The sequence below is a fragment of the Bifidobacterium sp. UBA6881 genome, assembly GCA_002451435.1.
Classification (GTDB): Bacteria; Actinomycetota; Actinomycetes; order Actinomycetales; family Bifidobacteriaceae; genus Bifidobacterium.
This window is the reverse complement of the sequence record DKCF01000033.1, coordinates 2,011-6,965: the sequence shown is the minus strand read 5'-3', so window position 1 is coordinate 6,965 and position 4,955 is coordinate 2,011. Positions and strand designations below refer to the sequence as shown.

The window sequence follows — 4,955 nt, the reverse complement described above, 5'->3', positions numbered from 1 at the left end:
AGCCAATCGCGCAGGTCGTTGAATTCGTTGAGACTCACCGCATGGTCGAGGCCGCGGTAGCCCTTCGACGTCAGGAACGTATGTTCGTCCAGCCATGCGGTGGTGGCGAAGATCTCCGGTTTCGGAATCACCGTGTCGCTCTGGCCGTATCCGTAGAACACCGGAACGTTCAACTCCGCGACGCGGTCATCGGCGGGCGCGCTTCCCGCGACGACGCCCGGTGCGAGGAAGCCCGACAGTGAAATCGAAGCGCGGTAACGTTCCGGATGCACGCGCAGCAGATGAATGGCCAGCAAGCCGCCCTGCGAAAAGCCGATTGGCACCACGGCGCGGTCGGCCGGCACGTTCTCGGCCACCCAATCGTCGATGGCCATCGCCGCGGCATAGGCGTCGCGGTCCAGATCCTCCCCGGACGGCACGCAATCGTGGAACCATGAGTATGCGCCCTGACCATATCCGAATTCGCCGGAACCCGCCTCCTGCAACACCAGCGGCGCACGCAACGAAGCGAAATCGTTGTATGGGGCAACATAGCGCATCATGTCGGCAAGATCGGCCTCGTTCGAACCCCAACCATGCAGACACAGGAACATCGGCCGCTTCGGCGCAGCATTGCCGCCCCCGCGCGAATACTGCACATGACGCACCTGCAACGGCTCGCCGAACCGTCCCGCCACCACATTCGATTCACGTCCGATCAGATTGCCCGCGCCGCCATCGGCACCGTCGCCATTGCCGGCGACCTCGTTCTCAATTGCATCGCTCATGCTTCCTCAATATACCCGTATCAATGGGCATGGGGCGCTCACGGAATAAAAAAAGACCCCGGCGGGATTGCCGCCGGGGAGAGAAAGGAGAGAGAAGAAGAAAGGATTCAATTGTCGGGAACTTGCTTGGTTCCTGGCCAGCTCTCTTGCTGACAGTTCTTATATAAACACCGGAGTCTGAGCACACGTCTGGTGTTTTCTGGGAACTTTCTGAGAATTCGGCGGCACATGCTCGGACCGGTCCCGTTTGACCTTGGTCTGCCAATCAAAATTCCGATAAGCCATCTTCCTCTTCTGTACCAAAAGCTCACGCAGGATCACGAGTAATTGGTAACTTGAACAGCCGTGACAGGAGCGTTCATATTGGCTTTGGTGTGAGGTCCGAACTTGGTGCCCCATCCAACAACGTCATAGCCGTGTTTGTACCAAGCCTTTGCCGTATGCGAACCAGTCTCCCATGAGATGCGGTAAGGCCAATTCCCGGTCTTTGTTCCGGTTCCGCTAAATCCGAAGTCCGCATAAGGAACACGACTATGAACAAGGCATGAGTCACGGCTATTGCAGATATTGTTGACTGCAATCCGAGGTTTTGCCGCGTCTTCGCTCACAGCGGTGATTTTTCCTGTTTCAGCATCAATGTCAACGGTTTTTTCTGCATCGGATTGAAGGAAGTCGTACAGATCTTCTGCGGTCATAACGCCGCGTGATTGTATTTGCACATCGATGACGGACATATCCAATGATTTGATGTCTTGCCGATCATCATCTGTAGACGCATGGGCGGTGGCAGGCAGCGCCACCATAAGCGCCAGACCAATGAAAAGAGTCGCTATTCTCTTGACTGATTTCATTTCGATCCTCTTTCTTTAAAAGACCGATGAAGTATGACTTCATAATAGGCTATGAGGGGGGTATATGTCAATCATCCTTTGGAAGGAGCGTTTGCGTCTCAGCAGAACAGACGATTCTCATCTTTGCAGAGTTGGCTACATTGTTTCCCTCGGCTTATCCCGGCTGGACGGATGCATGGGAGTTGGCTGTTTGAAATGTCGGTACAGGCGCACGTCGTGGTTGTTAAGGGGGGCACATGTCCGAGTGTAATCCCGTTCAGATCTGCGCATCGGCATCCACGCTCATCACATACACGTTGCGTCGCAGTTGCTTGCTTTGCACGCGCGTGATGTCGCCGGCCTCATACATGTCCTGGATCACGCCCAGTTCGATGCCGTAGCTTTCGCGCTTGACTCCCTCGGCCTGTTCCTGCGCTTCGGCGCTGACGCCCACATTCGGCCGCGCCCGCAACGTGGCCTCGCCTCGCCGATAATCCAGCAGCAGTTTGGAACAATGCTCGGTGTTGTACGTGTCGCGTCCCATTTCCTCATACAACCGGTCGATCACATGCTCGATGGCGTCCACCTGCACGGCACGGGTGTGCGCGAACAGCTCATCGTCGCTGAACAGCGGCGTGGTGCGCCGGATACGGCTGTTCACACGCCTCACCAACGTGCCCGTGCGGCGCTGCAACGCACGGAAACGGCCCTTGAGACGCCAGATGGCGTGACCGGAATCATGCGCCGTTTCGATATGCCGCAGCGAATTCATGATTTGGTCGAGCAGGCGCTCGCAGGCCTCGGCCTCCAGATCGTTCGCCGCCTTGCTGTCGCTCGGATGCGCCTTGACCTCGGCGAGACGCGCTTTCACATAATCCTTTTCCCAGTTGAGCGCGGCGATCTGCAATGCCATATATCCCTGCGGGTCGGTTTCGCCGATGCGCTGCTTGAGCCGGGTGATGCGCTTCGTGTATGAATCGATCACCATCATCACCGCCCGTCGATTGTCTTCCGTGACGCGTCCCGTCAGTTCCTCCACGGTACGGCGCAATATCTCGATGGTGATTTCGCTCATTTCCACCGAATCGTCGCGATTGCGGTTCGGCGCGAGCAATGGCAACAGGAAGTTCGCGAGCAGCAGCGTGACGACGATCACGCCACCGGCGATGAAAATGAGTTCGTCGCGCATGGGGAACGGCGTTCCCGCGACGATTTGATAGGGGATGGTGAACATCAGCGACAGCGTGATGGTGCCCTTTGGCCCGCCGAACGTCATCACCGCGGCGGAGCGCCAACGCTGTTTGGTCATTTTGCGCCGCTTGCCGGTAATGGTGTCGCGCGCGACGCGCAGCATCAGCGCGATCCACAGAAAACGCATCGCGATTACCACGATGGCGACGACGAAAATGGAGACGAGCAGCAGTTGATTGCTGACACCGGGATCATCCCAGCTGGTGCTCATCGCGTTGGGCAGCAGCATGCCGAGCAGAATGAACACCGTGCCGTTCAGCGTGAACGACAGCACGCCCCACACGCTTGACGAGACGATGTTCGTGCGCGCCACGTTCGGACCGATGCCGGTGCGGTCGAATCGGATGATCAGACCGGCGGCCACCACCGACAGAATGCCGGACACATGCACCGCCTCCGCGCCCAAGTACAGGATGAACGGCAGGAACAGCTCCATCAGAATGCGGCTGGTGGTCGTCTCCCATCCCAAGGAGCGCAAGGTTTCGAACAGCATGTCGGCGACCGTGCCGACCACCAGGCCGAAGATCGCGCCGCCGATGAACGATACGACGAATTGGCATGCCGATTCGCGCACTTCGAACACGCCGCTGACCGCTGCCGCGATGGCGAACTGGAAGCCGACGATGCCGGAAGCGTCGTTGAACAGCGATTCGCCTTTCAACACGCTGGCCTGTCGCTGCGAAAGCGCGGCCTCCTTGCCGAGCGACGACACCGCGACCGCGTCGGTCGGTCCGAGCGCCGCGCCCAGCGCCAGCGCGGCGGCCAGCGGAATCGCGGCCCATACGGAATGCAGGGCGAAACCGACCGCGGCCATCGTGGCGACGGCCAGTCCGATCGCCAAGGAAAGCGAAAGCTTCACAGATTTCAGCAGCTCGCCTTTGTCGATATCGTGCGCCTCCAAATACAGCAGCGGCGCGATGAACAGCACCATGAACAATTCAGGGCTCAACGTCACGTCGGGGAAGAACGGCAATTGCGTGGCCGCCGCGCCCAGCGCGATCTGCACCAGTGGCGTGGAGACCTTCGGAATGAACCGGCTGAGGAACGAAGACAGCACGACGGCGGCGATAATACATAGAATCAATTCGAATACCGCCAAATGTCTCTCCCTCACGTGAACTTCTCTGACCATTTCAGCCTAGCAAGAGGACTTCATGAATCCGTGGGCCCGTATGGGTTTCGCTACACTGAATTGCTATGCGGTGGAACGATGAGATGGAACGCGCGCTGGCGCTGGCGCGCGAGGCTTTCGAAGACGGCGAGGTGCCTGTCGGCGCGGTCGTCGTCGATGCGGAAGGCCAGGTGATCGGCAAGGGCCGCAATCTGCGTGAGGCCCATGCCGATCCGCTCGCCCACGCGGAGGTGAAGGCGATGACCGAGGCCGCGGGGACTTTGGGTTCCTGGAATCTTGCCGACTGCACGCTGATCGTCACGCTTGAGCCTTGCCCGATGTGCGCGGGAGCGTGTCTGCAGACGCACATCGGACGTATCGTATTCGGCGCGTGGGACGCCAAATTGGGCGCATGCGGTTCGATTTGGGACATTCCGCGCGATCCGCACGTCGGCCACGTGCCGGAAGTGTTCGGTGGCGTGCGTGAGGAGGAGTGCGCGCGATTGCTCACCGATTTCTTCCAGCGGCGACGGTGACCGCGCGGCCACCGCGGCATCATGATGGGCATGGGAATCGCCAGAATTACTTTCCGAAGGAAAGAAACACGCTGGGAAACGTCAACAAATACCATTCGTCGTACCATCGGAATGACCAGCAATACCAAGCGCTCACACATCGCAAGCAAAGGATGGTGCAATGACGCTCATTCAAACCTTCCATGGAACCTCATCCAACGGCACCAGGCTCACCGCCGTCTACGCCGAACAACCGGCCGCGAATGTCGCCTTCGCGCTCGTCTTCCCCGGCGACGATCTGCCGCGACTCGTGCATTGGGGCCGGCCGCTCGCCGCGCCGGAAACCGTGATCGACATGTTCGACGCGCTCGCGCCGCAACGCGTCTCCGCCGAACTCGACTACACCGCATGGCCAAGCGTGCTGCCGACGCAATCCGAATCCTGGATCGGCGCCACGCGCTTCGACGTGCGCCGTGACGGC

Annotated in this window: 4 protein-coding genes and 1 pseudogene; 2 read left to right on the top strand and 3 right to left on the bottom strand. The window is 59.4% G+C overall.

Annotation, left to right across the window (positions count from 1 at the left end; all coding sequences use genetic code 11):
• The 3 genes from B3C64_RS02665 to B3C64_RS02655 all read right to left on the bottom strand — a co-directional run.
• Nucleotides 1–767, bottom strand: a 767-nt coding sequence (locus tag B3C64_RS02665; RefSeq protein WP_291533544.1) for an alpha/beta hydrolase, incomplete at its 3' end; no start/stop codon positions are given.
• Nucleotides 768–1,084: 317 nt separating this feature from the next.
• Nucleotides 1,085–1,618 (bottom strand): hypothetical protein, encoded by a 534-nt coding sequence (locus B3C64_RS02660; protein ID WP_291533543.1) that lies wholly within the window; start codon nucleotides 1,616–1,618, stop codon nucleotides 1,085–1,087.
• A 256-nt stretch (nucleotides 1,619–1,874) separates the two neighbouring features.
• Nucleotides 1,875–3,947: a cation:proton antiporter gene (locus B3C64_RS02655; protein WP_291533541.1), complete on the bottom strand. Its 2,073-nt coding sequence runs from the start codon at nucleotides 3,945–3,947 to the stop codon at nucleotides 1,875–1,877.
• Nucleotides 3,948–4,045: 98 nt separating this feature from the next.
• Between B3C64_RS02655 and B3C64_RS02650 the strand changes: the two genes are divergently transcribed.
• A complete protein-coding gene (locus tag B3C64_RS02650) occupies nucleotides 4,046–4,495 on the top strand; it encodes a nucleoside deaminase (protein WP_291533539.1) in 450 nt (149 codons plus the stop codon).
• 160 nt (nucleotides 4,496–4,655) lie between these two features.
• Nucleotides 4,656–4,955, top strand: a pseudogene (locus tag B3C64_RS02645) (alpha-galactosidase); the annotation flags it as partial.

Excerpts from the sequence above, each read along its gene's own strand:
- B3C64_RS02660 (WP_291533543.1), bottom strand. The coding sequence starts at position 1,618 with ATGAAATCAGTCAAGAGAATAGCGACTCTTTTCATTGGTCTGGCGCTT.
- B3C64_RS02650 (WP_291533539.1), top strand. The coding sequence starts at position 4,046 with ATGCGGTGGAACGATGAGATGGAACGCGCGCTGGCGCTGGCGCGCGAG.